The sequence below is a fragment of the Ruminococcus sp. genome, assembly GCF_017549005.1.
In the GTDB taxonomy this organism is placed as follows: Bacteria; Bacillota; Clostridia; order Oscillospirales; family Ruminococcaceae; genus Ruminococcus.
The window spans coordinates 1-4,469 of record NZ_JAFYYT010000048.1; the positions used below are offsets into that span (position 1 = coordinate 1).

The following is a 4,469-nucleotide window of genomic DNA, read 5'->3' on the forward strand; positions in this document are numbered from 1 at the left end:
AAGTCACATCAGATGATGTGCTTTTGATATTATATCACTTTTTACTAAGTGGCTCTTGTGATCCGTGAAGGTGGCTCTCAAGGCGCGGCAACGTGGCTCTGAGAGTCCGTGCAGATGGCTCTGAGGTGACGGCGTATACACCTATTTTCCATTCCGCCCATTTAGACAAAAGGGGGCGGAATTTTTATATAATTTTAACAGTGCTATACTTGTTGTAAATTCATTAATCATTAATCCTTAAAGAATATGAATATACAATAAATATATTCATTATAATAATCAATGCCGTTAGTTCCCTGTATTACGGGATTTATTCGCCGACAATTTCAAGCTGTCGGCGCTGTTTGTTAAAACATCACAAAATATTAATAACAAATATCCACCTTTTCTTCGTTTTTTCGGTTGCAAAAATATATCAAAAAGGTGTATAATTTTTATATAACAAAGAGGAAAAATTTTAAGAGTTCCTGACAAAATATTGTATTTCGGACATAAAATAACGAAATACCAAGGGTATTATTCTTCAAAGGATCAGAGGTGAAGCCACATGAATACAGAAGCTATTTTCAATGCTGCTCATTCAACAGCAATAAGACTGCTTGAATCAGGTGCGTTTATATCCCCTGCTGACACCGTCTGCTCGATAGAATCGGGGTCGGGCAGGATATATACGGGTATAAGCCGTGCGGATATGAACGCGCTCATACACGCAGAGGTCGACGCAGTCCGCAATATGCAGGCTGCAGGCGAATACGTCATACGTGCTCTGCTGCTCATAGGCACCCAGATCAGAACACCCATGCTTCCGTGCAACAACTGTCTGGGATATATCCTGTCGCTCGCTCCCGACAATATGAACTGCATGATACTCATGAGCGACAGAATGATAAGCATAAACGAAGTCGGTATGTTCGCTGCGCCTATGGGCTCAGTTCCAGAACCTCAGAACTTCAATATACCGCCGGTTACACAGCGACCGCAATACGCAGCACACGCTACGGCTGCTCCTGTACAGACTGCTCCTGACAGTCCGGCACAGCCGATCTCCGCACCAGCAGAAGAAAAGGCTGAAACCGTTAAGGAAGAGCCCGAAAAGGAGCCTGTAAAGTCCGTAAGCACCGCAGAAATTCATGAAGTCTCGGCAACAGTCGAGGCAAACAACGTAAACTCCAGCGGAGATATCCTGAAGGGAAGGGTAAAGGATCTCCTGAAAGCCGCAGACGACGACACAGACGAGTTTCTTAACAGTCTGCCGTCACCGAAAAAGCGTTTCGGCTTCTTTAAGAAGTTTTAATATATAAGGGGAGGTATTTTGTCATCATGAAAGAGCGTAAAAAGCTATCGACGATCAGTATTGTACTTATCATAGAGCTTATTGTCATGATTATTCTTTCACTTGTTGTAACAAAAACTATCAGCTCAACAACAAGAAACAGCTCTATGGATAATATGCAGACTATCACAAATGAAAGAGCTCATATTATCCAGACTTACGTGGAAAACTCAGAAAAAATACTCCAGTACTACAGCAAAGCCGACCAGATAACCAATCTGCTCAAGGATCCCGGAAACTCGGGTCTGCAAGCAAAAGCACAGGCTTATACCGAAAACTATTCCAAGGACATCAACAACCTTGAAGGAATATATGTCAGTGAATGGAATACCCATGTTCTTGCACATACGAATCCCGAGGTAGTGGGAATGATAACCCGTAAGGACCCTGACCCCCTCAAGCAGCTCCAGGACGCTATGCTTGCGGCAGGAAACGAGGTATACGATACAGGTATCATCATCTCCCCTGCCAGCGGAAAACAGATCGTTTCCATGTACAAGGCTGTCTATGACGAAAGCGGCGAGCCAATAGGTCTCGTTGGTCTCGGAATATTCACCGACCAGCTTGTAAACACACTCAACGACCTTAAAATAAAGGGCGTCGAGGAAAGTATGTACACTATGGTAAACGTTAAGGATACCAAGTACATCTTCAATAACGACCCTGACCTCATCGGAAGCACTGCAAGCAACAAATCCATAAAGAAGATATGCCTGCAGCTCAGCGACGAAAATGCAAAGACCGAGGGAAACTTCCAGTACAAGCAGAACGGCAAGACCTATATCTCAACATATACCTATATGCCGAAGTACAACTGGCTTCTCATGCTGGACGATACAAAGGACGAGGTTTACTCGCTGTCCCACCTTATGCGTACATATATGGCGATCTTCGGAATCGCGATCGTGGGTCTTGTAGTCCTGTTCAGCTTTATCACAAAGCGTCAGGAAAAGATCAATCAGAAGCTTGCAAATACCATAATAAAGAGCAACAAGACCAAGGAATCCCTTTATACCGCAATGTTCAAGGACGTTCTCACGGACGTAAGGAACCGTATCGCATTTTCTATGGACTTTGAAGAAGCAAAGTCCACCGAAGAGCACCCGTTCTACTTCGTAATGTTCAATATCGTCAATTTCAGCGAGATAAACTCACGCTACGGAAACGATACAGGCGACTGGCTGTTGGTAAGGACCGTGGATATCCTTAATCAGGTATTCAAGAACAGCAGGATCTACCGAACAGGCTCTGACGAGTTCGTTGTAGCATTCCAGACAGCAAGTGCTGAAAGAAAGACAGGCGATATACTGGGCGACGCTCAGGAGGCTTACGAGAGGCTCACAGCCGCTCAGCAGACGCCTTCAATGGGCAAGGTCAACTTTGGCTACAAAGCCGCTGTTGCCAAGAAGATAGGAAGCATCAACACTTCCGTTATTACTGTGCTGAAGTCTATGCTCAACAAGGACCCCGAATCCGAGCACGGACGTATCAACTTCACAGAACTTGGTTCATGAGATCTACATAATACCCATATAGGAACTCAGCCCCCGAGCGGTCGCACAGCCCTCGGGGGCGATTCTTTCTATTGACAGACCAATATTAATGTGCTATAATAAATTATACGAATAAACCATTTTTACACGTAAGAGGCTGATAGTATGTTCTGGAAAAATACCAATGTACAACTTCAAAAAGGCGATGTTTTCCCTATGACGGGGATAGTGCGCCCTTTTGCAGCTTTAGTCAGTTAAAGTGAACTGCTTTTAAAAACTGTAAAGATCAACGATATATCGCGCATTATCTCCTTAACTGCTTACAAAATTCAGTTTAAGGAGATTTTTTATGTTTAATATAAGAAAACAGCTGTCAAGGCTGTATTTATCATCAATAATAAGCAACCTGACAATAACAGGCGCATGGCTTGCCATACTCGCCGCAAGAGGTTTCAGCCTTGTGGAAATAGGCATTTCCGAAACCATTTTCCATGTAGTGAGCATTTTTTTCGAGATACCCTCGGGAGTTATGGCTGACGTATTCGGCAGAAAGAAAATGCTCATGGTCAGCACCACAATGTACACCATAGCAACTCTGATTATGATAATGTCCAACAGCTTTTTCACGGTCTGCCTGTCAATCGCATTTCACGCCCTGACCTATAATTTTTCCTCGGGAACGGGCGACGCCCTTGCCTATGACTCAATGAAAAAGGGACGTATCGCACACAAATTCGAGAAATATGAGTCAAATCAGCTCATAATTTACAGGGTTTGCAGCGGTATCTCGACTCTGTGTGCAGGTTTTGCGCTAACAATAGGCTACAGACTCGCTTACGCCACAGACCTCATCTCATGTGCGGCACAGTTCATAGTGCTCTCGACGCTTACGGAGGTGAATCTGAAAGAAATCCCCGACACCAAAGGGACTTTTACTAAAATAGCCGACTGCTTCAGGGAAAGCCTGCGATTTCTGAAAAGCGCACGTAAAGCTATGGGACTAATGCTGTGCAATTCCTTTGTGGGAGCTGTGGATATACTGCTTCTGTTCTTCTTGCAGGCTAAGATCCCCGAAAAAGGGCTTGCAAACCGCTGGCTCGGTCCTGTACTCCTGTTCATGGAGCTCGGCGGCGTTGCAGGCTCGAAGCTGATACTGAAACTGCCAAAACTGAGCTATAAGATAGTATTTGCGTGTACTACGGCATTGGTTATCGGCGGAATAGGGCTCGAACACGCGGAAAGCTGTCTGATAATGGCACTGGGCGGCTTTATAGCAGCACTTGGCGACGACGCATTGCAGGTACGGACTAATGCGAAACTGCAGAAGATGTTCCCCTCGGAGCAGCGAGCGACACTTACTTCCGTGGAGTCTCTGAGCTTCTCACTGATAATGATAGTACTTTCACCCCTTGCGGGTTATCTGTTTACCTGCTGGTGATTAAAAATGAGCCTTACTCGGAAGAGTAAGGCTCTAATAATAGCATAAACAGAAAAGGACTGCGAAAGCAGTCCTTAAAGTGTCGGCACTGATTTAGTTTCCCGGGCCGTCACCAGCCAAGTATCGTCAACGTGAATGAGCTTAACTTCCGTGTTCGGAATGGGAACGGGTGTGACCTCATTGCCATAAGCACCGACTAAATATT

3 protein-coding genes and 1 rRNA gene are annotated in these 4,469 nt (G+C 44.9%); 3 read left to right on the top strand and 1 reads right to left on the bottom strand.

Annotated features, from left to right (window positions below; translation table 11 throughout):
* Positions 1 to 547: 547 nt before the first annotated feature.
* The 3 genes from IKW96_RS12485 to IKW96_RS12495 all read left to right on the top strand — a co-directional run bounded on the left by IKW96_RS12485 (position 548) and on the right by IKW96_RS12495 (position 4,264).
* Positions 548 to 1,294, top strand: coding sequence for a hypothetical protein (locus tag IKW96_RS12485; protein ID WP_296575378.1), 747 nt, complete (start codon positions 548 to 550; stop codon positions 1,292 to 1,294).
* Between the two features lie 26 nt (positions 1,295 to 1,320).
* Entirely contained in the window at positions 1,321 to 2,847 is a 1,527-nt protein-coding gene (locus tag IKW96_RS12490) for a diguanylate cyclase (protein WP_296575381.1), read from the top strand.
* Between the two features lie 328 nt (positions 2,848 to 3,175).
* The gene (locus IKW96_RS12495) at positions 3,176 to 4,264 is read left to right on the top strand and encodes an MFS transporter (RefSeq protein ID WP_296575384.1); all 1,089 of its coding nucleotides are present in this window, start codon (positions 3,176 to 3,178) and stop codon (positions 4,262 to 4,264) included.
* An 80-nt stretch (positions 4,265 to 4,344) separates the two neighbouring features.
* Here IKW96_RS12495 and rrf read toward each other — a convergent pair.
* Positions 4,345 to 4,461 (bottom strand): 5S ribosomal RNA (rrf, locus tag IKW96_RS12500).
* Positions 4,462 to 4,469 lie beyond the last annotated feature (8 nt).